This is a genomic window from Bradyrhizobium ontarionense (genome assembly GCF_021088345.1).
In the GTDB taxonomy this organism is placed as follows: Bacteria; Pseudomonadota; Alphaproteobacteria; order Rhizobiales; family Xanthobacteraceae; genus Bradyrhizobium; species Bradyrhizobium ontarionense.
The window spans coordinates 5,468,207-5,492,337 of sequence record NZ_CP088156.1 but is presented as its reverse complement, the minus strand read 5'-3'; the positions used below and the strand labels follow the sequence as shown (position 1 = coordinate 5,492,337).

The 24,131-nt window shown below is 65.5% G+C and carries 22 protein-coding genes; 10 read left to right on the top strand and 12 right to left on the bottom strand.

Going from position 1 to position 24,131, the window contains the following annotated elements; all coding sequences use genetic code 11:
• Positions 1–116: 116 nt before the first annotated feature.
• The 3 genes from yddG to LQG66_RS24300 all read right to left on the bottom strand — a co-directional run bounded on the left by yddG (position 117) and on the right by LQG66_RS24300 (position 3,316).
• On the bottom strand, positions 117–989 hold the full coding sequence (gene yddG, locus LQG66_RS24310; protein ID WP_231318191.1) for an aromatic amino acid exporter YddG: 873 nt from the start codon (positions 987–989) through the stop codon (positions 117–119).
• A gap of 153 nt (positions 990–1,142) precedes the next feature.
• A complete protein-coding gene (gene phbB / locus LQG66_RS24305; RefSeq protein ID WP_231318190.1) occupies positions 1,143–1,868 on the bottom strand; it encodes a beta-ketoacyl-ACP reductase in 726 nt (241 codons plus the stop codon).
• Positions 1,869–2,137: 269 nt separating this feature from the next.
• A complete protein-coding gene (locus LQG66_RS24300; RefSeq protein ID WP_231318189.1) occupies positions 2,138–3,316 on the bottom strand; it encodes an acetyl-CoA C-acetyltransferase in 1,179 nt (392 codons plus the stop codon).
• Between the two features lie 384 nt (positions 3,317–3,700).
• On the opposite strand from LQG66_RS24300, the gene phaR reads away from it, so the two are divergent.
• Positions 3,701–4,285 carry a polyhydroxyalkanoate synthesis repressor PhaR gene (phaR, locus tag LQG66_RS24295; protein ID WP_231318188.1) on the top strand — a complete coding sequence of 195 codons (585 nt, stop codon included), beginning with the start codon at positions 3,701–3,703 and terminating at the stop codon, positions 4,283–4,285.
• 71 nt (positions 4,286–4,356) lie between these two features.
• Here phaR and LQG66_RS24290 read toward each other — a convergent pair whose 3' ends face one another.
• Entirely contained in the window at positions 4,357–6,024 is a 1,668-nt protein-coding gene (locus tag LQG66_RS24290; protein WP_231327916.1) for a bifunctional diguanylate cyclase/phosphodiesterase, read from the bottom strand.
• A gap of 306 nt (positions 6,025–6,330) precedes the next feature.
• Between LQG66_RS24290 and LQG66_RS24285 the strand changes: the two genes are divergently transcribed.
• Positions 6,331–6,609 (top strand): hypothetical protein, encoded by a 279-nt coding sequence (locus LQG66_RS24285; protein ID WP_231318187.1) that lies wholly within the window; start codon positions 6,331–6,333, stop codon positions 6,607–6,609.
• A 28-nt stretch (positions 6,610–6,637) separates the two neighbouring features.
• Here the strand turns inward: LQG66_RS24285 and LQG66_RS24280 are convergent, their stop codons facing one another.
• The 3 genes from LQG66_RS24280 to LQG66_RS24270 form a co-directional block, all read right to left on the bottom strand.
• Positions 6,638–7,357 (bottom strand): hypothetical protein, encoded by a 720-nt coding sequence (locus LQG66_RS24280; RefSeq protein ID WP_231318186.1) that lies wholly within the window; start codon positions 7,355–7,357, stop codon positions 6,638–6,640.
• A 200-nt stretch (positions 7,358–7,557) separates the two neighbouring features.
• Positions 7,558–7,740: a 50S ribosomal protein L32 gene (gene rpmF, locus LQG66_RS24275; protein ID WP_006610266.1), complete on the bottom strand. Its 183-nt coding sequence runs from the start codon at positions 7,738–7,740 to the stop codon at positions 7,558–7,560.
• A gap of 178 nt (positions 7,741–7,918) precedes the next feature.
• Positions 7,919–8,590 (bottom strand): biosynthetic peptidoglycan transglycosylase, encoded by a 672-nt coding sequence (locus LQG66_RS24270; protein ID WP_231327915.1) that lies wholly within the window; start codon positions 8,588–8,590, stop codon positions 7,919–7,921.
• Positions 8,591–8,776: 186 nt separating this feature from the next.
• Between LQG66_RS24270 and LQG66_RS24265 the strand changes: the two genes are divergently transcribed.
• On the top strand, positions 8,777–9,700 hold the full coding sequence (locus LQG66_RS24265; RefSeq protein WP_231318185.1) for a polyprenyl synthetase family protein: 924 nt from the start codon (positions 8,777–8,779) through the stop codon (positions 9,698–9,700).
• Positions 9,701–9,709: 9 nt separating this feature from the next.
• Positions 9,710–10,402: a DUF1345 domain-containing protein gene (locus LQG66_RS24260; RefSeq protein WP_231318184.1), complete on the top strand. Its 693-nt coding sequence runs from the start codon at positions 9,710–9,712 to the stop codon at positions 10,400–10,402.
• Between the two features lie 102 nt (positions 10,403–10,504).
• Here LQG66_RS24260 and LQG66_RS24255 read toward each other — a convergent pair whose 3' ends face one another.
• A complete protein-coding gene (locus LQG66_RS24255) occupies positions 10,505–12,406 on the bottom strand; it encodes a caspase family protein (protein ID WP_231318183.1) in 1,902 nt (633 codons plus the stop codon).
• Between the two features lie 219 nt (positions 12,407–12,625).
• Here LQG66_RS24255 and LQG66_RS24250 point away from each other — a divergent pair, with 219 nt between their 5' ends.
• The 3 genes from LQG66_RS24250 (at position 12,626) to LQG66_RS24240 (ending at position 16,086) form a co-directional block, all read left to right on the top strand.
• The gene (locus tag LQG66_RS24250; protein ID WP_231318182.1) at positions 12,626–13,000 is read left to right on the top strand and encodes a nuclear transport factor 2 family protein; all 375 of its coding nucleotides are present in this window, start codon (positions 12,626–12,628) and stop codon (positions 12,998–13,000) included.
• Between the two features lie 30 nt (positions 13,001–13,030).
• Positions 13,031–14,638, top strand: a complete 1,608-nt coding sequence (locus LQG66_RS24245; RefSeq protein WP_231318181.1) for a Na+/H+ antiporter — start codon at positions 13,031–13,033, stop codon at positions 14,636–14,638.
• A 290-nt stretch (positions 14,639–14,928) separates the two neighbouring features.
• On the top strand, positions 14,929–16,086 hold the full coding sequence (locus LQG66_RS24240; RefSeq protein ID WP_256460584.1) for an IS481 family transposase: 1,158 nt from the start codon (positions 14,929–14,931) through the stop codon (positions 16,084–16,086).
• Positions 16,087–16,850: 764 nt separating this feature from the next.
• Here the strand turns inward: LQG66_RS24240 and LQG66_RS24235 are convergent.
• The 4 genes from LQG66_RS24235 to LQG66_RS24220 all read right to left on the bottom strand — a co-directional run bounded on the left by LQG66_RS24235 (position 16,851) and on the right by LQG66_RS24220 (position 20,670).
• Positions 16,851–17,363 (bottom strand): GNAT family N-acetyltransferase, encoded by a 513-nt coding sequence (locus LQG66_RS24235; RefSeq protein WP_231318180.1) that lies wholly within the window; start codon positions 17,361–17,363, stop codon positions 16,851–16,853.
• Positions 17,364–17,860: 497 nt separating this feature from the next.
• On the bottom strand, positions 17,861–19,162 hold the full coding sequence (ispG, locus tag LQG66_RS24230) for a flavodoxin-dependent (E)-4-hydroxy-3-methylbut-2-enyl-diphosphate synthase (RefSeq protein WP_231318179.1): 1,302 nt from the start codon (positions 19,160–19,162) through the stop codon (positions 17,861–17,863).
• A 13-nt stretch (positions 19,163–19,175) separates the two neighbouring features.
• On the bottom strand, positions 19,176–20,129 hold the full coding sequence (locus LQG66_RS24225; RefSeq protein ID WP_231318178.1) for a DMT family transporter: 954 nt from the start codon (positions 20,127–20,129) through the stop codon (positions 19,176–19,178).
• 49 nt (positions 20,130–20,178) lie between these two features.
• Positions 20,179–20,670 (bottom strand): Fur family transcriptional regulator, encoded by a 492-nt coding sequence (locus LQG66_RS24220; RefSeq protein WP_231318177.1) that lies wholly within the window; start codon positions 20,668–20,670, stop codon positions 20,179–20,181.
• Positions 20,671–20,842: 172 nt separating this feature from the next.
• Here LQG66_RS24220 and LQG66_RS24215 point away from each other — a divergent pair, with 172 nt between their 5' ends.
• From LQG66_RS24215 to LQG66_RS24205, 3 genes are read left to right on the top strand one after another with little or no spacing between them, the layout of a single operon-like run.
• Positions 20,843–21,316: a MarR family winged helix-turn-helix transcriptional regulator gene (locus tag LQG66_RS24215; protein ID WP_231318176.1), complete on the top strand. Its 474-nt coding sequence runs from the start codon at positions 20,843–20,845 to the stop codon at positions 21,314–21,316.
• A complete protein-coding gene (locus tag LQG66_RS24210; protein WP_231318175.1) occupies positions 21,309–22,457 on the top strand; it encodes an HlyD family secretion protein in 1,149 nt (382 codons plus the stop codon). The genes LQG66_RS24215 and LQG66_RS24210 overlap by 8 nt, the downstream gene beginning before the upstream one ends.
• A gap of 6 nt (positions 22,458–22,463) precedes the next feature.
• Positions 22,464–24,023 carry a DHA2 family efflux MFS transporter permease subunit gene (locus tag LQG66_RS24205; RefSeq protein WP_231318174.1) on the top strand — a complete coding sequence of 520 codons (1,560 nt, stop codon included), beginning with the start codon at positions 22,464–22,466 and terminating at the stop codon, positions 24,021–24,023.
• The last annotated feature ends 108 nt before the right edge of the window (positions 24,024–24,131 follow it).

Below are 24,131 nucleotides of genomic sequence, written 5' to 3'. Positions count from 1 at the left end.
CGGCGGTTGTAAACTACCGGTAAGCGGGCCTTCCGTGCTCCGGATTAAATCGGCATCAAGGATAACCGCCGGAACCAGGGTTGGTACCGGGCGGAGTTTGCCGGGTGCAGGCGCAGTCAGCGGCGACGCAGCCGAAACATGTCCTTGGCCGCGACCAGGCCGCCGCCCGCGATCAGGAGCGCCGCGAGCGCGATGTTGGCGCTCGGACTGGCAAAGCCTGCGAGGATCAGGAACGCCGTCGACAGCAATGGCGTCGCGTACGACGCCGCCCCGAGCACGCGAATGTCGCCGCGCTTCATGCCGATATCCCAGGCATAGAAGGCGGCGCCGACGGGACCGATGCCCAGCCCGATGATGGCAAGCCATTGGGTCGTGCTGTCCGGCCACACCGTCACCTCGACTGCGGCGTGGACCAGGCTGGCGAGCAACGAGGTCGCGAGACAGAAGCCGGCGACCGCATCCGTCGGCACCGCTTTCAGGCGGCGTGACAGCACCGAGTAGATCGCCCACACGAAGGCCGCGACGAACGCTGCAGCGAGCCCCGGCAGTTGGCTCGCGTCGAAGCTTGCGCCGTTGCCGACAAACAGCAGCACGGTGCCGGCAAGCCCGAGCGCGGCCCCGACCACGTGATGGATCGCCAGCCGCTCATTGGGCAGGAAGGCAGAAAACAGCACGATGAGCAGCGGCCAGAGGTAGTTCAACAGTCCGGCTTCCGCAGGCGGCGCAAAGCGCAGCGCCAGGAAGTACAGCGCGTGGTAACCGAACAGACCGCCGACTCCGACGGCCCAGGCCCGCGCCGGCTGCCGTAGGGCTTTCAGCGCCTCTGGCCGGCCGATCCAGGTCAGAAGACCCACCGCGCCACCGATAGCAAAGGTCATGGCCGCAAGCTGGAAGGCCGGGATGGTGCCGGTCGCGACCGTCATCACGGCGAGCAGCGACCACATCAGGATCGCCGTGAGTCCGATCAGGGTCGCGGTGCGCTGGGACATCAGGCAGTGGGCTCCGTCACAGCCGCTTCGTGGCGGCCGTCCACGCCTGTGCTCGTGTCGAGCAGCCTCAAAGACGTGGATGCCCGCGACGAGCGCGGGCATCACGTGTCTTTTGCCGGAGATGGCGTCCGGAGGCAACGCCGCCGGGGTGGATCACACCATGTACTGACCGCCGTTGACCGAGAGGGTCGAGCCGGTGATCGCGCCGGCCTCGTCGGCCGCGAGGAACACGACGGCGCGCGCGATCTCTTCCGGCTCGCCGAGGCGGCCGACCGGAATCAGCGGGAGGATGGACTTCTCGAGGACGTCCTTCGGTACGGCCTGCACCATTTCCGTGTTGATGTAGCCGGGGCAGATCACGTTGACGGTGATGCCGGCCTTGGCAGTCTCGAGCGCCAACGCCTTGGTGAAGCCAATGTCGCCCGCCTTCGCGGCGGAGTAGTTGACCTGACCGAACTGGCCCTTCTGCCCGTTGATCGAGGAGATGTTGACGATGCGACCGAACTTGCGCGCGCGCATGCCCTCGATGACTGGACGCGTCATGTTGAACAGCGAGCCGAGATTGGTGTTGATGACGGCGCTCCATTGTTCGAGCGACATCTTGTGGAACGCGGTGTCGCGGGTGATGCCCGCGTTGTTGACCAGCACGTCGACCGGGCCGAGATCGGCTTCGACCTTCTTGATCCCCTCCGCGCAGGCCTCGAACGAGCTGACGTCCCATTTGTAGACGGGGATGTCGGTCTCGCCCTTGAACTTCTCCGCAGCGGCATCGTTGCCGCCGTAATTCGCTGCGACCTTGTATCCCGCGGCCTTCAGCGCCTTGCTGATCGCCGCTCCGATACCGCGCGTTCCCCCCGTCACCAACGCCACACGTGCCATGTCGAATCCTTCCCTCGATGACTGATCGCACGACAACCTCTGGATGCTGCCGTGCATTCCGTTGTTATTGGATCATGGTCGTCCGCACGACAATCACCTTGCCGCCGAGACGTCCATGTTCGTTCAACTCCATTTTTTTAGTGGTCGATTATGCGACGTGTTTGACGGACATCAAGAACAAAACGCCCGGCGAAATCGCCGGGCGTTGATCTTTAGTTGAGGCCGATACGATTGCGAAGGCTGAACGGTTCGCAATCACTGCCGAGTTTTTAGTCGCGTGCGACGCACAGTGCGATGCCCATGCCGCCGCCGATGCACAGCGTCGCAAGGCCCTTCTTGGCGTCACGCTTCTGCATCTCATGCAGCAGAGTGACAAGCACGCGCGCACCAGATGCGCCGATCGGATGGCCGATCGCGATCGCGCCGCCGTTCACGTTGACCTTGGCGGGATCCCAGCCGAGATCCTTGTTGACGGCACAGGCCTGTGCCGCAAACGCCTCGTTGGCCTCGATGAGGTCGAGGTCGGCAATATTCCAGCCGGCCTTCTTCAGGGCCGTGCGCGAGGCCGGGATCGGTCCGGTACCCATGACCTTGGGATCGACGCCGGCCTGGCCCCAGGAGACGATCCGCGCAAGCGGCATCCTGCCTTCCTTGGCCGCCTGCTTTGCGGTCATCAGCACGACCGCTGCGGCACCGTCGTTGATGCCCGACGCGTTGCCGGCCGTGACCGTGCCGTCCTTCTCGAAGGCGGCACGCAGCTTGGCCATCGCATCGATCGTGGCGCCGTGGCGGGGATATTCGTCGGTGTCAACGACGACGTCGCCCTTGCGGCTCTTGATCGTGACGGGGACGATCTCGTCCTTGAACCTGCCGGCCTTCTGGGCCGCTTCGGCCTTGTTCTGCGACGCAACCGCGAACTCGTCCTGCTGCGCACGCGTGATCTGATATTGCTTCGCAACGTTCTCGGCCGTGTTGCCCATGTGATAGCCGTTGAAGGCATCCCACAGGCCGTCCTTGATCATCGTATCGACCAGGTCGAGCGAGCCCATCTTGACGCCGGCACGCAGATATTGCGCGTGCGCGGCCATGCTCATCGATTCCTGACCGCCGGCGACCACGATGTCGGAGTCGCCGTTGACGAGCGCTTGATAGCCGAGAGCCACGGAGCGCAGACCCGAGCCGCACAACTGGTTGATGCCCCAAGCAGGGCTTTCCACCGGAATGCCAGCCGCGATCGAGGCCTGGCGCGCCGGGTTCTGGCCCTGCGCTGCGGTCAGGATTTGCCCCATGATGACCTCGGAGACGCGGCCCGGCTCGACGCCGGCACGTTCCAACGCAGTCTTGATGGCGATAGCGCCGAGCTCGTGAGCCGGAACACTGGCAAAGGCACCGTTGAAGCTTCCAACCGGGGTGCGAGCGGCGCTGACGATGACGACATCGTCTGACATGGGCATCTCCTGAGGTTCTTGATCTTGGGCGTGAAAGCGAGGGCTTGAGAGCTTGGAGGTATTTGATGCGAAAGCGAATAATTCAGTTCACGGTTGTGCCGGCCGTCCGCAAGCCCCGGATTGGCGAGTGCGCAACCTTCGCCCGTCATCCTGTTAACGTCGTTGCGACATGTCAATTGGCGGCATCAGCAATTGCTGCTGCAGCGCATTCAAAATGAGGCGCTTGGCCGTTTCATGAGCAAGATTTCTGCTGCCGGATTAACCGTTCCGCACAAAACCGTAGCCGAACTCGCTCGAAAGTGATTACGTTATTGCATTGCGTAGGTCTTCGCCCCGCGGCAACGCCGTTGGGTTCCCTGTTCTCGGTTTGCATGTGTGAGCTCCATGGCGAAATCTGACCAACCCACGACAATCAAGAAATACGCGAACCGGCGGCTCTACAATACCGGGACGAGTACATACGTGACCCTCGAAGACTTGGCCTCGATGGTTAAGAACGGCGAGGATTTCCTGGTTTACGACGCCAAGACTGGCGACGACATCACTCGATCCGTGCTGGCGCAGATCATCTTCGAGCAGGAGAACAAGGCCGGCCAGAACCTGCTGCCCACCACCTTCCTCCGCCAGCTGATCCGCTTCTATGGCGACAGCATGCAAATGGTGGTTCCGAAATACCTGGAGCAGTCGATCGACACGCTGACCCGGGAGCAGGAAAAGTTCCGCAAGCAGATGACCGACACCTTCAGCGGGACGCCGTTCGCGCCGCTCGAAGAGCACGTGCGCCGCAACATGGAGCTGTTCCAGCAGACCTTCTCGATGTTCAAGCCGTTCTCGCCGACGCGCCCCGACGACAAGGCGCCGGAGCCGGCCGTACCGGACGACAACATCGACGACCTGCGCCGTCAGATGAAGGACATGCAGGAGCGGCTCGACCGCATGTCCGAGCCCAAGAAGGACGAGCAAGGCTGAGACCCGCGCAGCGCGGGGCGCTTGTGCAGCGCACGAGCCGTCGCGCTTTGCCGTTCTAAGCTGGCGGGCGATCAGCCCGCCGCCGGCAATGCGGTCTCGCCGATTTCGGCCCACGGCCGATCGATCGAAGCCAGGCCGATCAGCCGTCCCTGGATGTAATCGCACCCCCAGTCGCGCAGCAGCGCGACGGATTCCTCGTCCTGGACCCACTCCGCGACCGTCTTGATCTGCAGCCGCCGCGCCAGCTCGACCAGGGTCTGCACAAAGGCGCGATCGTCCGCCGAACGCGCGAGCTTCTGGACGAAAGCGCCGTCGATCTTGACGATATCGACGCCGAGCTTGCGCAGGTTGCGGAACGAGGTGTGCCCGGCGCCGAAATCGTCGATCGCGATCCGGCTGCCCAGATCCTTCAGCCGCGTCACGAAGCCGCGGAGATCATCGATGTCCTGGATCTCCACCGTCTCGGTGATCTCGACGATCAGACGTTCGGCGACGCCGGAATGCGCGCGCATCATGGACTCGATCGAAGCCCACCAATCCGGATCCATCGTGGTCTCCGGGGAGATGTTGAGGCTTAGGGTCACTCCCGGCGCGCTCGCGAGTTCGGCGACGACGAGCTCAAGAATGCGGTGATCGACCAGACGGATCAGACCCAGACGCTCGGCGACCGGCACGATGTCCGGCGCCAGGATGGCGCGACCGTCGTCCTGCTGCATCCGCACCAGGCATTCATAGAAGGCAGGCTCACGCGTCTGCGCATGGACGACCGGCTCGAACGCCGTAACGATGCGCCGCTCGTTGAGCGCGGTGACGATCTCGTCGGTGACCCGGATGTTGACCTTGCGCTGCGCATCACGCTCGACGTTCGGCCGCCACGTCGAGAACGATCCGATACGGCGCCGCTTGGCGGCCTCCAGCGTTTCGTGGGCGCGATTGATCGCCTCCTCGACCGACCGCGCATGGCGCGGGATACTGACCGCGCCGATCGTCGCGGTGACAGCGACCGGGCCGGACTTCGTCGGCACCACATCGTCGCGGACGGCGGCGAGGAAACGCTCCGCGGCGACCGTCATGTCGTCCATCGTGCAGCTCTTCAGGATCAGCCCGAACTTGTTGCCCGAGAACCGGCCGAGGGTGTCGGCGCCGCGCAGCCGGGCGCGGATACGCTGCGCGATCTCCAGGACGACACCATCGGCGACGTCGAAGCCGAACGCGTCGTTGATACGCGCGAGATGGTCGATGCCGATCAGCATGAAGGCGCAGGAGAAGCGGAAGCGCTGCGACTCCTCGATCACCTCCGCGAGCGTCGCCAGCAGATGCGTGCGGTTCAATTCGCCGGTCAGCGGATCGTGGCGCGACAGCTCGAGCAGCTGCTCGTCGCGGGCGTGGCGCTCATTGTTGATCCGCAGGATGCCTTGAGCACGCGACGGGCGCCCGTCCGGACCGGCGAACCAGCATCCGGTCTCCTCGACCCAGATCAGCGGCGCACCGGCGTGGGTCCGCACGCCATATTCGATGCGGTAGGGCGTACCACCATCCCCGTGCAGCGGCGCGGCCTGCCACATCACCTCGGAGCGGACCTTGCGGTCCGGTTCGATCAGCTTGCCGAATTCCGTCCCGTTGCAGAGCTGCGGCAGCGGAACGTCCGGAAACACCGCGCCCACGTGATCGCTCCAGACGATGACGTCGCTCGCGATATCCCATACGAAGGCGGCTTGGCCCAGCGACGCCAGGATCATCGAGGTCTGCGGCAAATCGGATGTCAAGATCGCCTCGTTTCGGGACAAGCCGGTGCGACCCGGCGTCGATTTGGGTACGGCCGACACCTACCCGCGCGAGCGGCGGCCGCGAACTTCGCGAATCAGACTACGCATCTCTGGTTAACGGAGAGCATGCCGATGCGACGGGCGAGCGTCGGAGCCGCGTCAACCATGTTTCGACCAGGGAGGAACAGTCGCGCGCGGGCGGCATCTTCCTTGCGAGATCGAATTGCGAAAGGCCCGGGCGTCCCATAACGTGACAATCGCGCCGGGTGTGGTGGGACGATGTTAACGATCGATCAGGACGACGGCTCGCGCAAGTCGGATGAGACCTCCCGTTCCGTTGTGCTGGTACACACCGGCGGGAGCTATGACCGCCGCGCGCCGCTCGCTCGCGCGGCCCGTCCCGACGCCAGCTTCGTCACGCATCTGATCGCGACCGCGGCCCAGCTGCCGCAGACCCGCACCATCAGGCGTGCCGCGCCCGCCGTTGCCCAGTCAGCCTATGCGGCGCGGCTGCAGCCGGTCGCGAATGTCGGTGGCAAGACCCGGCAGGTGATTTGAAGCGCAGCAAGCGGGTCGCCCTGCCCCTTCAGGGCTTGAGCGGCTCCGACGTCTTTGGCAGCTCCGGCGAGGACGGGCCCGGGACGGGCGCAGAATGCACCTCCGGAACTGCGACGGTCGGCTCAGCGGTTGACGCCGCGGCGGACGGCCGTGGCCCGGAGCGATCGAGCAGCACCGATTCGGCGACCGAAGCCGCCGCCGGCACGGCATCAGCAGGCTCTTCGACAGGAGGGGCGGCGGGAGCGGCAGCAACATCCGGCTCCAGCATCTCCGCCCTGGCCGGCTCCTCGATCGGCTCGGGCGTGGGGTCGGAGGGGGTCTCTCCGGCAGGCGGCGGTGCCAGCGTGGCAGCAGGCGCCGCAACGACGGCGCGGGCGCGGCGCTTGGTGCGAAGCGAAATGCCGCCGAAGAAATCCACCATCGCCAGCAGCGTCAGCAGCAGGAAGGTCGAGTTGCCGAACTTCGGCCACATCACGAATTCGGCCGCGGCGCCGCCGAACACCAGCAGCGAGAGCAGGTGGTCGGTCAGGTATTTGCCGTTCGGCTTCGCGGCCTTGATGACCTCGAGCAGCAGCAGCAGCACGCCGAGCGCCAGCAGCATGTCGCCGAGCGACACCGTCCAGACCTCGCCGGACGGAAGCTGAAGGCGCAGCAGCGTCTCGCTGAAGGCCACCCCGGGCATCAGAAAGACGATCATGTTGTAGATCGCCAGCGGGATCAGCAGCAGCGGGAAACCGACCATGGACATCGGCTAAAGCCTTGGATGGCGCTGGCGATTGCTCGGCGCGAGATCAAATGGTCCGAAGATATTTCAGCGAGAAGGGATCACGCCGAACTCATGCGCAACGGCCCCCGCGAATCAAATCGCACGGGACCGATCTCAACCCCATCAATGGCCGAATTCGGGCCGCCTCGAAAGCGGCCTTTTCAAATCTGCCCTGCGGACGATCAGGCGTCTTTCTTCTTCAGGACCTGGCGGCCCTTGTACATGCCGGTCTTCAGGTCCAGGTGGTGCGGACGACGCAGCTCGCCGGAGTCCTTGTCTTCGACATAGGTCGGCTTCTTGATGGCGTCAGCCGAGCGGCGCATGCCGCGGCGCGACGGCGAGGTTTTTCTTCTGGGGACGGCCATATCGGTATCCTCTAGGGTATTTTGTAAGGCATCGTCCGCAAAGGACGGCTGCAGCCATGCAGCTGGCGAGCCGGGATGCCGATCAAGGCCGCGCTTATAGAGGAAGGGGTGCGGTAAGGCTAGGGCCCTCCGGGGCAATTTTGGCCAAAAATCGTGCCTGCCATCGTCAATATCGCCCTCAATGTCGCTCGCCCCAGCAGGTCTGCAGGCCCGATGCCTGCGCGCGCACCATGTAGGTGGCGGACAGCCGGCGGACGCCGGGGCCCGGATTTCGGGCACTGCGCCGGGCGGGGTTCGGCAGGATCGAGGCCATCAGCGCCGCCTCGCGCGGACCGAGGCCGGCGGCCGAGCGGCCGAACGCGTAATTCGCCCCGGCTTCGACCCCGAACTGCCCGGATGGGCCGAGTTCGGCGATGTTGAGATAGATCTCCAGGATCCGCCGCTTGCTGAGCACCGCGTCGATCCACAGCGCCAGCGGCAGCTCCAGCGCCTTGCGGACGAAGCTGCGGCCCGGCCACAGGAACAGGTTCTTGGCGACCTGCTGGGTAATGGTGGAGCCGCCGCGGGTCACCTCGCCATCCTCGGCATCGTCCATCACCTCGCGCAGCGCGCCCCAGTCGATGCCATGATGGCTGCAGAATTTGGCGTCCTCCGCCGCGACCACCGAGCGTGGCAAATAGGGCGACGTCGCCGAGAGGTCGATCCAGTGCCGCTCGACGGGCCGGCCGATCAGCGACCGCCACATCATGAGCGTCGAGACCGGATGACCCATGGCATAGAACGGCGTCAGCACATACGGCACGAGCAGCACCAGCAGGACGATCAGGAGGATGGTTCTGACGGTACGCAAGGGCAGGCTTCGCTCGGGTTGGACCACCGCAGGGGCCGACAATTCGCCCGGATTATCCGACATCTCCGCGAGCTTTCCTGCTTTTTTCCGTCCTTGCGGCCGAAAGCCGCCGCTTTCCCCGCAATTGACGAAGTCGCCGCCATCAACGATTGTCCGGCGAATTTCGCCCCCTGGAGCTCTTCTTAAATGACTGCGACGGCCCTCACCGACTTCACCCAACGCCTGGACAAGACCGCGGAAGAGACCGAAGCCCTGCTCGGCGAGCTCCTCGGCGATGCGCCGATGGCCGACGAGATCGCCCGGCCGAAGCGGCTGATCGAGTCGATGCGCTATTCGAGCCTCGGCGGCGGCAAGCGGCTGCGCCCCTTCCTGGTGGTCGAGAGCGCCGCCGTGTTCGGCGTGCCCCGCAAGGGCGCGCTGATGGCGGGCGCGGCGCTGGAATGCATCCACTGCTACTCGCTGATCCATGACGACCTGCCGGCGATGGACAATTCCGACCTGCGCCGCGGCCGCCCCACCCTGCACAAGGCCTATGACGACGCCACCGCCATTCTCGCCGGCGATGCGCTGCTCACCATCGCCTTCGACATCATCACCCGCGACGAGATCCATCCCGACGCCGGTGTGCGCCTGGCGCTGACCCGGGCGCTGGCCCGCTGCGCCGGTGTCGGCGGCATGGCCGGCGGCCAGATCCTCGACCTCGCCGGCGAGGGCCGGTTCGGCGACCGCGACCCGGTCGATGTCGCCCGGGTGCAGCAGATGAAGACCGGCGCCCTGCTCCGCTTCGGCTGCATCGCCGGCGCCCTGCTCGGCCAGGCTGCGCCGGCCGAGTACCAGGCGCTGGACGATTACGGCCGCGCGCTCGGCGAGGCTTTCCAGATCGCCGACGACCTGCTCGACGTCGAGGGCGACGCCGCCACGCTCGGCAAGCCGGCCGGCGCCGACGCCGAGCTCGGCAAGACCACCTTCGTCACCCAGCTCGGCATCGAGGGCGCCAAGCAGCGCGTGCGCGACCTCCTGGCCCGAGGCGACGCCGCGCTGTCGATCTTCGGCGCCAAGGGCGACGTGCTGCGCGCTGCCGCCCACTTCGTCGCCGAACGCAAGAGCTGAGGCGAGGCGTTGGCCGCAGTCCATCCCGACGATCCGGACCTTGCCCGCTTCACGCGGCTGCCGGCCCCGCTTCGCGTTGTCTATGCGCGCCCACGCACCTTCGTCGCGCTGGGCATCGCGATCGTCGCCTTCTTTCTGCTGCCGTCGGCGCTGCGGCTGATCACGCGGCTGCTGCTCGGCTGGGACATCTTCACCACGATCTACCTCGTGCTGGTCGCGGTGATGATGCTGCGTTGCGAGCACCAGCACATCCGCCGCAAGGCGATCATGCAGGATGACGGTCGCTTCGTGATCCTGCTGGTCACCGCGCTCGGCGCCTTCGCCAGCATCGCCGCGATCGTGCTCGAGCTCGGCGCCTCCAAACGCGACGCCCCGGCGCTGACGCTGGCGCTGCTCACCGTCTCGCTGTCCTGGGCCGCGGTGCACGCGACCTTCGCCCTGCACTACGCCCATGACTATTATCGGGGCGCCAAGCCGGGCGGGCTGCAGTTTCCGAGCGGCGACAAGGACGAGCACGCCGACTACTGGGACTTCGTCTACTTCTCCTTCATCATCGGCATGACCGCCCAGGTCTCCGACGTCGGCATCACCGACAAGATCATCCGCCGCACCGCGACCGTGCACGGCATCATCTCGTTCATCTACAACACCGCGCTCGTCGCCCTGATGGTCAACATCGCCGCGAGCGCGATCTCGTCCTGATTGAGATCATGATGCGATTCCACCAAACCGCATCATGACCTCATCTGCTTGTTTGAGCATGATCTTTTCGGAAAACCGGTTTCCACTTTTCCGGATCATGCTCTAGTTGCACACCTCGACGCTGGCGTTGTTGCCCGGGCCGCCACCGCCGCGATATTCGAGACGGCAGCCGGGCCTGACCGCGCGGCACAGATAGGCATCGCAGTAGATCTGGCCGGTCGACTTGGCCGGCCGAGCGGCCTGGGTCTGCGGCTTGGCAAAGCTCGGCGCCGCGCCGACGCCAATCCCAAGTCCGCCGACACCGATCCCCGCGCCGACGCCAACGCCCGCGCCAGGATTGGGCAGCGGCAGGCTGGGCTCGGCTCGGGCGCGACGACGCGACGGCACGTCCTCCTCGTCCTGCCCGCGCTTGGCAACCGGCTTCTTCTCCCGCCGCTTCTCGCACTCGTTGTCGTCGTTGACGAACGATCCCTCGGCACAGACGATGCGGCTGCAGCGGTCGCCATCCGACTTGTAGCCTTGCTGGCAGACCAGCGGGCACACCCGCGCCTGCTTGAGCTTGATCGCCTGCAGCGCATCCGCCGACGCGGCCTGGGTGTCGAGCCTGGTGCCGGCATAGCGGTTGAATTGCGACAGCGACCGGCGCGAGGCCGAGCCCCAATCGCCGTCGGCATCCTCGGTCAGGCAGCCGACGCGGCGCAGCTCCAGCTGCACCGACTTGGCGAGGTCGGCCGGCTGTGCCGCCGGGCTGAGCGAGGCCACCTGCGGTCCCTTATCCGGGGCGGCCGCCGGCGCGCTCGGCGAGGTTGCCGCGCGCGGATTGTCGACGGCCGCGACCTGCTGCTCGGCACGCTTCTTCTCGGCCTCGGCCGCCTGCTGCTGCGCCAATTGATTGGCCTTCTCGGCCGCGAGGCGCGCCTGCTCGGCCGCTTTTGCTTCGGCCTCCGCCTTGACGAGCGTGTCCTTGCGCGCGCCCTCGGCGACGAGGCGGGCCCGCTCGGCCTCAGTCACGCGCGCCTTCTCCGCCGCCGCGTTGCGATTGTCCTCGGCGGTCAGCTTTTCGAGCTGCAGCTTGGCGAGGCTCGCGTAGAAACCATCCGGGTATTGAGCCAGGAACGCGTTGAGCGCGCCCTTGTTGCCGACCTGCATCGCGAGCTCGTAATCGCGCCGCATGTCTGCCTGCGGGTTCGCAACCGGTGCGACTGGCATCTGCGTGACGACGCGGGGCACGCCCGGCACCAGCGGCATGTCCTCACCGCCGAGCGAACCATAGACGAACGGCTCCTGGCGGTTGCCGGTCGCCTTTAACACCTCGTCGCGCACGAAGCCGAACGCCTTGCGGACGTCGAGGCCGGGGGTCGCGATGTGACGCGACAGCGCCAGCGTGAACGGGCTGTTCTTGCCGTCGCCGTCCTGCGCGGTCGAGCCGGCCTTGGCAGAATAGGCCACCAGCGTGTTGGGGCTGGTCGGCTCGACCTTGGCGAGGCCGCGGCCGAGGCTGCGGGTCGCCACCGTCCGCTGCATGTTCCGCGTGAACGGATTGTCGCGGCAGGCGTCGAGAATGACCAGCCGCAGCTTCTTGGCGGGCTCGACGGCCACCAGGATGCGGTCGAGCGACAGCGTCTCGTCATAAACATCGGTATCGCGCTCGAGCCGGGCATCGATCGGGATCAAATAGTTTGCCCCTTCGACCTCCATGCCGTGGCCGGCATAATAGACCACGGCGATGTCGGCATCGCGCGCGGCGTCGGCGAAATCGCGCAGCGCCCGCCGGGTCTCCCGGGCGGTGAGGTCGCGGCGGTAATCGACGACGTCGAAGCCCGCATTCTTGAAGGTTGCGGTCATCACCGCGCCGTCATTGGCCGGGTTCGTGAGCGGCGGCACGTTCTGATAGGCGGAGTTGCCGATGACGAGCGCCACCCGCTTCTCGGCGAGCGCCGGATGGCCGGCCAGCAGCAGCGCTGCCGCCAGGATGTAACCGCCCAATCGAACTGACCAAGACATCGTACCTACCCCATAGCCCTGGGAGACCTGCTGGCTCTGCCTATCAGATTGCAAGCCGTTCGGCTTGTGACCGGGATCACGCAGATGTATTCCCGTTCCAGCCGGCTTCAGCCACTATAGTTCTGTCGCTGGCGCGTCGACCGCAGTTCATGGCTTGCCAAGCCCGGTTTTGCATCGAAAATGCGATCGTTGTTTGTCCGGGTTCCCAGGGAGTTGGCCGTGAGCACAGACCGTTCCACCGTCGAGGCCGTCGTGCAGGGCTACTTCGATGCGCTCTACGAGGGCGATGCCGACAAGCTCGGCGCGGTCTTTCACCCCAGCGCCGACCTGCGCTGGGTCGAGAACGGCGACCTCAAGATCCTGACCGTGCCCGACTGGCTGGCCTGGGTGCGCAAGCGCCCCTCCGCGAAGGGCGAAGGCAAGGCGCGCGAGGACGTCATCGTGACCATCGACCGTTCGGACGACAAGACCGCCTTCATCAAGGTGCGCTGCCAGCTGCCGCCGCGCTATTTCACCGATTATCTGGTGGCGATGCGGCTGAGCGACGGGTGGCAGATCGTCTCCAAGTCCTACCGCTACGACCTCAGGGACTGAGACCGGCGCAGCGACGCCCGGCCCGCCCCGATGGAAGCTCATTTTCAGATATTCCTGATCCTGCTGGCGGTGCTGGCAGGAACCGCCCTGATCGCGCGGCGCGCCAACCTCGCGCCGGCGATCCTGCTGATGCTTGCCGGCATCGCGCTCGCCTTCGTGCCGACCATGCCGGCCTTCGCGCTGCCGCCCGAGCTCGTGCTGCTGGTGGTGCTGCCGCCGCTGATCTATTCCTCCAGCGTCGCGATGAGCTGGCGCGAGTTCAAGCGCAATCTGCGGCCGATCGTGCTGCTGGCGGTCGGCTGCGTGCTCTTCACCGCTTTTGCAGTGGCGACGGCGACCCACTATCTTCTCGGCCTCCCCTGGAGCATCGGCTTCCTGCTCGGCGCCATCGTCGCGCCGCCCGACGTGGTGGCGCCGCTCGCGATCGCTCGCCGGCTGCATCTGCCGCGCCGGGTGATGGTGATCCTCGAAGGCGAAGGCCTCGCCAATGACGCCACCGCGCTGATCCTTTATCGCTTCGCGGTCGCCGCGATCACCACCGGCGCGTTTTCCCTTCCCGTCGCCGCAGGCGAGTTCGCAGCGATCGTGGTCGGCGAGATCGCCTTCGGCATCGGCGTCGGCTGGCTGATGCTTCGCGCCCGTCACTATTCGCGCGACCCGCAGGTCGAGATCACATTGTCGGTGCTGACGCCCTATCTGGCGTTCTGGATCCCCGAGCATGTCGGCGGCTCCGGCGTGATCGCGACCGTGGCCTGCGGCCTCTACATGAGCTGGAACGGCCCGCTGTGGATCTCCTCGGCGACCCGTCTGCAGGGCGTCTTCTTCTGGGACCTCATGGTCTATCTGATCGAGGGCATGCTGTTCCTGCTGACCGGCTTCCAGATGCGGCTGATCTACGAGAAGTCGAAGATTTTTCCGCTCGATGAGATCATGATCGCAACCGCTTTGGTGCTCGCCATCGTCGTCATCGCGCGCTTCGCCTGGACCTTTCCGGCGACGATCCTGCCGCGTTTGCTGAGCAGTTCGCTGCGCGCCCGCGATCCGCTGCCGCCGTGGCGGCAGACCTTCATCATCGGCTTCACCGGCGTGCGCGGCACGGTCTCGCTCGCGACAGCGCTGGCGCTGCCGCTGACGCTTTCGACCGGCGCTGCGTTTCCCTATCGCGACCAGATTCTGTTCATCGCCTTCGGCGTGATCTTCTTCACCCTGATCGGCCTCGGCCTGACCCTGCCGGCCGTCGTTCGCTGGCTCGGGCTCGGCAACCAGGGCCGCGCCGAGCATCAGCGCGAGCACGAGCAGGAGATCGCGGCCCGGCGCGAGGCCCTCGACAGCGCCCTGCGCTCGCTGGAGACGATGACCAACGACCGCGAGCTGTCGGACGAGGTGGTGCGCTTGCTGCGGGCACGCCATGAGGTGCGGACCAATCAGCTCCCGGAGGGTCTCAAGCCTGACGACAACGACGCGTCCGCCCTCGGCATCGAACTGACGCGCGAACTGATCACGGTGGAACGAAAATTCATCCACGTAATGCTGCGCGACGGCAAGATCACCGATGAGACCCGCCGCCGCATCGAGCGCGATCTCGACCTGGAGGAAGCAAGCCTCGCCAACCGGTCGTATGGCGAACTGCCGTTGTAGGAGATGAGAGCTGGTGACGGAGTTGTCGGACGCGATGGTGCGGCAAATGCCGTCATTGCGAGCGTAGCGCACAGCGAAGCAATCCCGAATCCTTGCACGGCCCTGGATCGCTTCGCTGCGCTCGCGATGACGGAGAAGGAGCAGCGCGTATCCCTCCACAATCATCGCCCATGATCCTCTCCGCCGTCATCGCCCGCGCAGTGTTCAGCCCGGGGACATGGCTGACAGGTGTTCGGAGACATGGTTGACACGTCAAAATCGGCTCGATTCGTCAAGCAAAGGGGCGAGCGATGCCGTGGCGAGAGGTGTCTGTCATGGACCAACGACGAGAGTTTGTGATGCTTGCCAAGCAGGAGGGAGTGAACCGGCGGAAGCTGTGCCGGCAGTTCGGCATCAGCGCTCAGACCGGCTACAAGTGGATCCAGCGGCATGATGCCGGCGATACAACGCTGGCGGATCGGTCGCGGCGGCCTCATCGCAGTCCGGAGCGCACCGCAGCTGCGACTGAGCAGCAGATTGTCGCATTGCGCGATGCTCACCCAGCCTGGGGAGCGCGCAAGCTCGCGCGTCGTCTCGATCGCGACGGGCAAGCCGTTCCCGCGATATCGACGGTGCACAATATCCTGTGCCGTTACGATCGGGTGACGGAGCCTGCGGGCACGCCTGGGCAGCCCTACAAACGGTTCGAGAAGGATGCGCCCAATCAGCTTTGGCAAATGGACTTCAAGGGGCACAGCGCGCTGGAGAACGGCGTGTCCTGTCATCCGCTGACGGCGTTGGACGACCACTCGCGCTTTTCCTTGTGCCTGGCAGCTTGTGACAACGAACGAGGCTCGACGGTACGAGGACATCTGGAGACGACGTTCCACCGCTACGGACTGCCGGATGCGATGTTCGTCGACAACGGCGGCCCCTGGGGCTTCACCCTTGAAGATCCCTGGACCACGCTGACAGTATGGCTTCTGAAGCTCGGTATCCGAACGATCCACAGCCGCCCCTACCATCCCCAGAGCCGGGGCAAGAACGAACGCTTCCATCGCACCCTGAAGGCCGAGGTCTTTGCCTTCAGGCGCTACCGCGACCTTGACGATGTCCAGCGGGCACTCGACGAATGGCGAGCCGTCTACAATCTCGACCGGCCGCACGAGGCGTTGGACTTCGATGTGCCGGCAAGCCGCTATCGACCCAGCCAGCGCACGATGCCGGATCGCCTTCCAACGGTGGAGTACGACGAGGGCGAGGTCGTCCGTTCCGTTTCTACGACGAAGGCCTACGTCAGCTTCAAGGGACGTCTCTGGAAAGTGCCGCAAGCCTTTCGTGGCGAGCGGCTCGCCATTCGCCCGCTCAGTAGCGACGGGAAGTTCGGAATATTCTTTGCCGCAAATCAGATCGCAGCCATCGATTTGCGCGACCCGAAAAGTGTCAACTATGTCTCCGAACAGGTGTAAGCTATGTGCCCGGTCTGAACAGCAGGCGGGCGATCCAGTATTCCACCGGCGGCGCGGCTCAATCACCGCGGCCGCGGCGTACTGGATCACCCGCCTGCGCGGGTGATGACACCGAGAATGCCGGGCACGCACGCCGCGATCGCTGACATCGGTCATGAGTTCATGATCTCGCGGCACGGTCTGCCCGAGTTATGAGGAGCTCGTCGCCCTCTCCAATCGGAGGGCGCAGGGAAGGCCGGGCCTCGGCTGAGGCCCGTGGCCCGCCTGCGGAAAAAATGCAGGCGGCAGGAACCACAGGTTCAGCCGGAACGACCCAGCCTTCCCTGCGCAATGGTTTTAACGGCTGCTTCGCACTCTCCCCGGGGACCGGGCTTTGTTGCCCCCGTCACTGGCGATCATCGGCCAGCTTGGCATCAGCATCGGGATGTCAGGACCATGCGACTTGACCGTCCGCGCCATGGCGTTCGTCCGTGAAGCCCGTTGGGCTCACTGCGCCACATCGCGTCCACCGCATCCCGCCTCCACGTTCGTGACGACCGCGAAGCGCCCCTCTCAGCGAGGCGGGACGTGCGGAAAGATCGACCTGATTTGCCCGACGGCACAAGCCTGATGAGGTGCGACATGGTAACGCGACGGGCAAAACCGGGATGTCGCGATAGCGATCTGAAATGAGGCGCGGGACGCATCCACACCCTCATGGCCGGCCTTGACGGGTAACTCATTGGCAAGCGGACCTGCCGCTGCCGGACCTCGTGCCCCCGCCTTCACCGCTCGATCATCCAGCGCGTCACCGCCTGGTGGTAGTTCATCGGGCCGGGCACGGTCTTGTAGGTCTTCAGGTAGCGGAAGCCGGCCTTCTGCAGGGCGCGGTTGGGGGCGATGTTGTAGGCGTGCGGTTCGCAGAACAGCTGCTGGAGCTGCAGCCGCTCGAAATACAGATCGATGCTGCGGCGGACGCATTCGGTGCCGATGCCGCGGCCACGCAGCTCCGGCTCGGTGACGTGCAGATGCATGTGGGCGCGGTTGCCGAACACGATGCGGTCGCAGGTGGAGAAGCCGACCGGCCGATCGTCGAGCCGCCAGATCATCAAGAGCGCCGCGCGCTCGGCCAACGGCGTCGCGTAGAGCGTCTTGAACAGATTGCTCCAGACCGGCCGTGTCGGCATCCGCGTCGGATCGATGCCCATGAGATCGAGCTGCTCGACGCTCGACGCATAGAAGTAGTCGATGACCATCCCGGTCTCGTCGAGAGTCATTTCACGGATGTCGAGATCCATCGAGGCGTCCTCTTCAGCAGGCCTCAAGGTGCTGATCATGCGGGCAGCAGTGGGGCGGCGCCGTCCTGATGAGGTCAACCGCAACACCGCCGCGCGACACGGCGGCGGCGCGTTGCGGCCGATCCGCGGGTGAAAATTTCAGACTGAGGCGCGCGGCACAAGCAGCCGACGGTTGCAGGGTCAGCTGTCGCCCTCACGACAGCCAGATTGGACATGAGATCGAGCCGCGGGCTCTTTCTCGAGCTCTCCCCGGCTGCGACAGGGCAATCGCATATGACGATCGGTGTTATGCGCCCGCCTGCTTCCACATCGTCATGGCCGGGCTTGTCCCGGCCATCCACGTCGTTCGGCATCCTGGGAAGGACGTGGATGCCCGGGACAAGCCCGGGCATGACGGAGTAACGAATGGGCAGGCATTCTCGCCGCGATTGCAAGCACCGCGCGATCAGCCCGGGGCGCAGAAGGCGCCACCGGTTCCAATCAACCGCGGAGCCCCATTACTCCGCCGCGGTCACGCTCTCCGCGGCCTTGGCGGCGCTGCCGTAGCGCTGGTCGATGTAGTCGATGACCAGCGCCTTGAAGTCGGTAGCGATGGACGGCCCGCGCAGGGTGCGGAACTTCTTGCCGTCGACGAAGACGGGCGCAGCCGGCGCCTCGCCGGTGCCGGGCAGGGAGATGCCGATATTGGCGTGCTTGGATTCGCCGGGGCCGTTGACGATGCAGCCCATGACCGCGACGTTGAGCGCTTCCACGCCGGGATATTGCGTCTTCCAGGCCGGCATCTCCTCGCGGATGAAATCCTGGATCGAGCGCGCCAGCTCCTGGAACGTGGTCGAGGTGGTGCGGCCGCAGCCCGGGCAGGCCGCAACCAGCGGCACGAAGGTGCGGAAGCCCATGGTCTGCAGCAGCTCCTGCGCGACCTGCACCTCGAGCGTGCGGTCGCCGCCGGGCTCCGGCGTCAGCGAGATGCGGATGGTGTCGCCGATACCCTGCTGCAGCAGGATGCCGAGCGCAGCCGAGGACGCGACGATGCCCTTGGAGCCCATGCCGGCCTCGGTGAGGCCGAGATGGATGGCGTAGTCGGAGCGCGCGGCGAGATCCTCGTAGACCGCGATCAGGTCCTGCACGGCCGAGACCTTGGCCGACAGGATGATGCGGTCCTTCGGCATGCCGAGCTCCTCGGCCCGCGCCGCCGAGAGCAGCGCCGACTGCACCATCGCCTCACGCATCACCGCGCGCGCATCGCGCGGCGTCGCGGAGGCGGCGTTCTCGTCCATCAGCTTGGAGAGCAGCTCCTGGTCGAGCGAGCCCCAATTGGCGCCGATGCGCACCGGCTTGCCGTATTTGTTGGCGAGCTCGATGATGGTCGAGAACTGGGTGTCGCGCTTGTCCTTGAAGCCGACATTGCCGGGATTGATGCGGTATTTCGCCAGCGCTTCGGCGCAGGCCGGATAGTCGGTCAGCAGCTTGTGGCCGATGTAGTGGAAGTCGCCGATCAGCGGCGTGGTTATGCCGCGCTTGTCGAGCTGCTCGCGGATGTGCGGGACGGCCGCGGCGGCCTCCTCGCGATCGACCGTGATGCGCACCATCTCGGACCCGGCGCGCGCCAGCGCTGCGACCTGGGCCACCGTGCCGTCGATATCGGCGGTGTCGGTGTTGGTCATCGACTGCACCACGATCGGCGCCCCGCCGCCGACGGCGACGTTGCCGACCATGACTTGCGTGGTCTGGTGCCGGGGAGCAGGTCCGGCGATATCGTTCTGAGACAGGATCTCGGGCTTGTCGGATGTAGGCTTCATGGGGCCTCGGATATCAGGTTTTGGTGACATTCAGCAATGGATCAGTCGGCCGGGCGGCGGCTGGGTTCGGGCGGTTTACGAGAAAAAGCCCAATGATCACAAGCACCGCGGCAAAGCCAAAAGCCAGCGTCAGGGCGTCATGCAGGATGAAATAGCTCGCCACCACCCCGAATAAAGGGGTGATGAAGGTAAATGCCGACAATTTGCTGGCCGAATAGGCCTTGATCAGCGCGAACCAGATCGTGAACGTGGTCCCGACCACCCAGATCGACTGGTAGGCCATCAGCCCGATCACGAACGGGCTCGGAACCTGGCCGAGCCGCTCGCCGGCGATCAGGGCCGCCAGCGCCATGATCGGCACCGAGACCGCGACCTGGTAGCCCAATGCCCGCTCCGGAGCGATGAAGCGCAGGCGGCTGCCTTTGACGAACACGGTGGTCACGCCCCACAGCAGGCCGCCGCCGACCACCAGGAGATCGCCGAGCAGAACCTTGCCGTCGACATTGGCCTGGGGAATACCGATCGCCAGCGCCACGCCAGTGAAGCTGAGCGCCAGGCCGCCCCATTGCGCAGGCCCCATCCGCTCGCCGAGGAAGCGGAACGAGCCGAGCGCGACGAAGAATGGCGCGGTATACAGGAACACGACGGCGCGCGAGGCCGAGGTCAGCAGCAGGCCCTGATAGATCAGCACGAATTCCAGGCCGAACAGCGCTCCCGCCACCAGCCCGAGCGTCAGCGTGCCGTCGCGCTCGAACATCTTGACGCCGCGGAACTGGGCGAAGATCAGCAGCACCGGGAGCGCACCGAGCGAACGGAAAGTGGCCTGCAGCAGCGGCGAAATTTCCGGCAGCGCCAGCTTCACCGCGATCTGGTTGAAGGCCCAGGACAGGCAGAGCACGAGGATGACGGCGATCGCGCCCGGGCCGAGCGGCCGGGTCGCGGCGGATGGCGATGACGTTGCGGACATTTGCTCCCGGCAGACGTTTATTATCGAGGTGGCCGAACGGTTATCGCCCTCACGCCGCCGCCTGGCAATGCGCACAGGTGCCGGTGATCTCGACCACCGAAAGCTTCGGCGTGAAGCCCGATGCAGCAGCGGCCACCTTCAGGCTCTCCGCGATCGGCGCTGCGGGAACCTCGCCGACCGCACCGCACCGCTCACAAATCAGGAACGCCACCAGCGCGGTCTGCTCGTGGTCGTGCGCGCAGGCGAGGAAGGCGTTGCGGCTTTCGATGCGGTGCACCAGGCCGTTGGCCATCAGGAACTCGAGCGCGCGATAGACCGTGATCGGCGCCGGCCGCGACGCCACCCTGGCGAGTTCCTCGATGATCTCATAAGCCCCGAGCGGCCGGTGGCTCGACAGCAGCGCCTGCAGCACCTGGCGGCGCAACGGCGTGAATTTCTGGCCGCGCTGGGCGCAGACGCGCTCGGCATGGGTGATCGCATCCGCCGCGCAGCGACCATGATCATGGTCTGGCGCCGGGAAGGTGGGCTTGGCAAGGGTCATTACGGACAATCTAGCATTTCAGGTCCGCCGCGCCAAAGCCCGTAGCCGAGCTATGCGTCTCCGTTGGAGCGGGTCCGCACCAGGGCACCATCAAAAATTCATAAGCTTGCTTATTATATTCTAGGCTCATTAGGACCGAAGGTCAGTTCCCTCAGCTCGAATCGAGATCAGCATGGCCGGTGCGCCCGTGGACTTCCTGTTTACGCTCGGCGAGCTGCAGCGCCTGGTGCGCGGCTATGCCGACAAGGAGGCCGCACGCTTCGGCATGACCCGTGCGCAATGGGCCGTGCTGGCAAAGGTCGAGCGCCGCGAGGGAATGAAGCAGTCGGAACTCGCCGAGCTGATGGAGATGCAGCCGATCACGTTGACGCGACTGATCGACAAGCTCGCCGACGCCGGCCTGATCGAGCGCCGCGGCGACGACAGCGACCGCCGCGTCAACCGGCTCTATCTGAAGAAGGCCGCGCGGCCGCTGCTCGCCAAGCTCGCCGTGCTGCGCGCCGAGCTGACCGACACCGCGCTTCAAGGCATCAGCCCGGCCGAGGCCGAGCGGCTGATGACCCACCTCGAAACCATCAAAGAAAACATCAGAAACGCCCTGCAGTCGCTGTGCGACGAGCAGCGAAAGGAGCCGCGCTATGGCTGAGCCAGCCCTGAAAATGGCCCCGGAACAGAAGGCCAGCCCCGACGCTGCCACGGCGGCCGCGAAGCCCGCACGCCCCGGCTTCCTGCGCCGCTACCGCCGCACGCTGCTGCTGGTCGTGCTGCCGGTCATCGCCGCGATCGGCGGCGTCGCCCTCTATCTCAACGGCGGCCGCTACGTGACCACCGACGACGCCTATGTCGGCGCCCAGAAGGTGCTGATCACGCCCGACATCTCCGGCAAGATCGTCAAGATCGTCGTCACGGAAGGCCAGCAGGTGCAGAAGGGCGACGAGCTGTTCGAGATCGATCCGGTGCCCTATCGCCTCGCCGTCGACCAGGCCAAGGCGGCGCTGGAGCAGGCGCGCACCAGCTACGACAACCTGACCGCCAACATCAAGATCTACGGCCAAATGCTCGACCTTGCCAATCAGGGCATCGATCTGAAGCAGAAGGATGTGGAGCGCAAGCAGACGCTGGCCAAGAACAATTTCGGCTCGCAGCTCGACCTCGACAACGCCGCCAACGCCCTGGTCACGGCGAGTGCACAGGCCCAGTTCATCAAGCAGCAGCTTTCAAATGCGCGGACCCAGTTGCTCGGCAATCCCGAGCTGCCGCTGGAGCAGTTCCCGCCTTACGTCCAGGCCAAGGCCAAGCTCGACGACACCCAGCGCGACCTCGACCACACGACGTTGCGCGCGCCGATGCCGGGTGTCGCCACGCAAGTCGACCAGATCCAGCTCGGCCGCTTCGTCACCGCGGGCACGCCGGTGTTCGCGGTGATCGACATCGCCAATCCCTGGGTCGACGCCAATCCGAAGGAGAGCGACTTCACCTATGTCGCTGTCGGCCAGCCGGTCGAGCTCGACGTCGACGCCTTCCCCAACCACCGCTTCAAGGGCACGATCGGCTCGCTGTCGCCGGGCACCGGCGCGCAGTTCGCGATCCTGCCGCCGCAGAATGCCAGCGGCAATTTCGTCAAGGTGGTGCAGCGCGTGCCCGTCAGAATCTATTTCGACAAGACCGACAAATATGTCGCGAAGCTGAAGGCCGGCATGAGCGTCAACGTCGCGATCGACACCGGCCATCAGCGCACGCTCGCCGGCCTGCTCGGATCAGCGCATGCGGCTGACAAGGACGAGTAGCACGCCATGACCGCGTCTGCCGCCTCATCGTCCGCCGTTCCCGGATTTCGGCGCAACATGGTGACGATCTGCGCCATGACGGCGACGATCATGCAGGCGCTCGACACCACCATCGCCAACGTCGCTTTGCCCTACATGCAGGGCACGCTGTCGGCCTCGCAGGACCAGATCAACTGGGTGCTGACGTCCTACATCGTGGCGGCCGCGATCATGACCGCGCCGGTCGGCTGGATCGCCAACCGCTTCGGCCGCAAGCGCACCTTCATCGTCTGCTCCGCCGGCTTCACCATCGCCTCGGTGATGTGCGGGCTCGCCCAGGACATCACCCAGATGGTGCTGTTCCGGCTGCTGCAGGGCGTGTTCGGCGCCGCGCTGGTGCCGCTGTCGCAGGCCGTGATGCTCGATTCCTACGCGCTGCACGAGCGGGCCAAGGCGATGGCGATCTGGGGCATGGGCGTGATGCTCGGCCCGATCATGGGCCCGTCGCTCGGCGCCTGGCTCACCGAGAGCTATTCCTGGCACTGGGTGTTCTTCGTCAATCTGCCATTCGGCGCCGTCACCGTGCTCGGTCTGATCGCCTTCATGGAGGAGACCAAGCCGAACGCTGCGCTCACCTTCGACTGGTTCGGATTCGCGGCGCTCGCGATCGGCATCGGCTCGCTGCAGATCGCGCTCGACCGCGGTGAGGACCAAGGCTGGCTCGAGAGCAACGAGATCATCATCGAGTTCATCGTCGCCGGCTTAGGCTTCTACTACTTCCTGGCGCACTCGCTGACCACGCAGCGGCCGTTCATCCAGTTCGCGCTGTTCAAGGATCGCAACTTTGTCGGCGGATGCGTGTTCATGACCGTGATGGGGCTGGTGCTGTTCTCGACCATGGCACTCTCCTCGCCCTATCTGCAGAACGTGATCGGCTACCCCATCATCACCGCCGGCGTGCTCCTGGCGACGCGCGGCTGCGGCACCTTCGTCGCGATGATGCTGGTCGGGCGAATGCTGCGCTATATCGAGGCGCGCACGCTGATCATCGTCGGCCTGGCGCTGACCGCACTATCGCTGTTCCAGATGACCGCGTGGACCGACCAGACCGGCGTGCCCGAGATCATCGCCATCAGCATCATGCAGGGGTTTGGCTTCGGCCTCGTATTCGTGCCGCTGTCGACGGTGGCGTTCCTCACTTTGCCCGGCGAGTTGCGGACCGATGGAACCTCGATGCTGACCCTGGTGCGTAATGTCGCCAGCTCGATCGGCATCTCCATTGCGATCGCGCAGCTGACCGAGGGAACGCGGCGCAACCACGCCATCCTGGTCGAGCACATCAACCCGTTCAATCACGCGCTACAGATGCCCAATGTCGCGGGCCTGTTGAACCTGTCGACCGACGCCGGCCGCGCAATGGCGGATGCGATGGTGATGGTCCAGGCGCAGATCCTCGCCTTCTCGCACGACTACCAGCTGGTGATGGTTTTCATCCTGGTGTCGATCCCGCTCGCCGTCATGATCGGATCGACCCGGACGGCGCTGCGCGCGCAGGCGGCACCGGCGGATCATGCCGTGATCGAGTAGGTGCGGTCGCGGCGCATTCGCTGCGACGGAACGCCGTGCGGCGATCCGACACGCGACTGCCGGGATAGCGAAAAGGTGACCGGCGCGTGATGCATTTTTAACGCAAAT

Excerpts from the sequence above, each read along its gene's own strand:
- yddG (WP_231318191.1), bottom strand. The coding sequence starts at position 989 with ATGTCCCAGCGCACCGCGACCCTGATCGGACTCACGGCGATCCTGATG.
- phbB (WP_231318190.1), bottom strand. The coding sequence starts at position 1,868 with ATGGCACGTGTGGCGTTGGTGACGGGGGGAACGCGCGGTATCGGAGCG.
- LQG66_RS24300 (WP_231318189.1), bottom strand. The coding sequence starts at position 3,316 with ATGTCAGACGATGTCGTCATCGTCAGCGCCGCTCGCACCCCGGTTGGA.
- phaR (WP_231318188.1), top strand. The coding sequence starts at position 3,701 with ATGGCGAAATCTGACCAACCCACGACAATCAAGAAATACGCGAACCGG.
- LQG66_RS24290 (WP_231327916.1), bottom strand. The coding sequence starts at position 6,024 with ATGATCCTGGCGTCGCTGGGCCAAGCCGCCTTCGTATGGGATATCGCG.
- LQG66_RS24285 (WP_231318187.1), top strand. The coding sequence starts at position 6,331 with ATGTTAACGATCGATCAGGACGACGGCTCGCGCAAGTCGGATGAGACC.
- LQG66_RS24280 (WP_231318186.1), bottom strand. The coding sequence starts at position 7,357 with ATGTCCATGGTCGGTTTCCCGCTGCTGCTGATCCCGCTGGCGATCTAC.
- rpmF (WP_006610266.1), bottom strand. The coding sequence starts at position 7,740 with ATGGCCGTCCCCAGAAGAAAAACCTCGCCGTCGCGCCGCGGCATGCGC.
- LQG66_RS24265 (WP_231318185.1), top strand. The coding sequence starts at position 8,777 with ATGACTGCGACGGCCCTCACCGACTTCACCCAACGCCTGGACAAGACC.
- LQG66_RS24255 (WP_231318183.1), bottom strand. The coding sequence starts at position 12,406 with ATGTCTTGGTCAGTTCGATTGGGCGGTTACATCCTGGCGGCAGCGCTG.
- LQG66_RS24245 (WP_231318181.1), top strand. The coding sequence starts at position 13,031 with ATGGAAGCTCATTTTCAGATATTCCTGATCCTGCTGGCGGTGCTGGCA.
- LQG66_RS24240 (WP_256460584.1), top strand. The coding sequence starts at position 14,929 with ATGCCGTGGCGAGAGGTGTCTGTCATGGACCAACGACGAGAGTTTGTG.
- LQG66_RS24235 (WP_231318180.1), bottom strand. The coding sequence starts at position 17,363 with ATGGATCTCGACATCCGTGAAATGACTCTCGACGAGACCGGGATGGTC.
- ispG (WP_231318179.1), bottom strand. The coding sequence starts at position 19,162 with ATGAAGCCTACATCCGACAAGCCCGAGATCCTGTCTCAGAACGATATC.
- LQG66_RS24225 (WP_231318178.1), bottom strand. The coding sequence starts at position 20,129 with ATGTCCGCAACGTCATCGCCATCCGCCGCGACCCGGCCGCTCGGCCCG.
- LQG66_RS24220 (WP_231318177.1), bottom strand. The coding sequence starts at position 20,670 with ATGACCCTTGCCAAGCCCACCTTCCCGGCGCCAGACCATGATCATGGT.
- LQG66_RS24215 (WP_231318176.1), top strand. The coding sequence starts at position 20,843 with ATGGCCGGTGCGCCCGTGGACTTCCTGTTTACGCTCGGCGAGCTGCAG.
- LQG66_RS24210 (WP_231318175.1), top strand. The coding sequence starts at position 21,309 with ATGGCTGAGCCAGCCCTGAAAATGGCCCCGGAACAGAAGGCCAGCCCC.
- LQG66_RS24205 (WP_231318174.1), top strand. The coding sequence starts at position 22,464 with ATGACCGCGTCTGCCGCCTCATCGTCCGCCGTTCCCGGATTTCGGCGC.